This is a genomic window from Photorhabdus sp. CRCIA-P01 (assembly GCF_003545805.1).
Taxonomy (GTDB): domain Bacteria; phylum Pseudomonadota; class Gammaproteobacteria; order Enterobacterales; family Enterobacteriaceae; genus Photorhabdus; species Photorhabdus antumapuensis.
Map to the genome: position 1 here is coordinate 1 of NZ_NMQR01000200.1, position 817 is coordinate 817.

The 817-nt window shown below is 52.5% G+C and carries 2 tRNA genes and 1 rRNA gene; all 3 read right to left on the reverse strand.

Going from position 1 to position 817, the window contains the following annotated elements:
* Window positions 1–76 precede the first annotated feature (76 nt).
* Window positions 77–152 (reverse strand) — tRNA-Ala (locus D3222_RS24820).
* Window positions 153–280: 128 nt separating this feature from the next.
* Window positions 281–357: transfer RNA gene (locus tag D3222_RS24825), tRNA-Ile, on the reverse strand.
* A gap of 69 nt (window positions 358–426) precedes the next feature.
* Window positions 427–817, reverse strand: a 16S ribosomal RNA gene (locus D3222_RS24830); the annotation flags it as partial.

The window sequence follows — 817 nt, forward strand, 5'->3', positions numbered from 1 at the left end:
CTTGTTCCGGATTGTTAAAGAGCAAAATAATTCACAGCATACTGTCGCCAATATGCTCTGAACTATTTCTTGTGTATGGTGGAGCTAAGCGGGATCGAACCGCTGACCTCCTGCGTGCAAGGCAGGCGCTCTCCCAGCTGAGCTATAGCCCCATACAGAATTCACCGTTATCGTCCGTTCGACCAACTCGCTTAGCCGCCGGGTATTTCAACGCGAGTAACGCAGTGCGCGCGAGCACATGAGTCACGCAGCGATTGGAAGACCCAAGGATAAGTAGAGTTGGTAGGCCTGAGTGGACTTGAACCACCGACCTCACCCTTATCAGGGGTGCGCTCTAACCACCTGAGCTACAAGCCTATCGCGATAACGTCATTCTCTTCTTTCATCAGACAATCTGTGTGAGCACTGCACTTAACCTATCTCAGGTAAGGAGGTGATCCAACCGCAGGTTCCCCTACGGTTACCTTGTTACGACTTCACCCCAGTCATGAATCACAAAGTGGTCAGCGCCCTCCCGWAGGTTAAGCTACCGACTTCTTTTGCAACCCACTCCCATGGTGTGACGGGCGGTGTGTACAAGGCCCGGGAACGTATTCACCGTAGCATTCTGATCTACGATTACTAGCGATTCCGACTTCATGGAGTCGAGTTGCAGACTCCAATCCGGACTACGACAGACTTTGTGTGTTCCGCTTGCTCTCGCGAGGTCGCTTCACTTTGTATCCGCCATTGTAGCACGTGTGTAGCCCTACTCGTAAGGGCCATGATGACTTGACGTCATCCCCACCTTCCTCCGGTTTATCACCGGCAGTCTCCT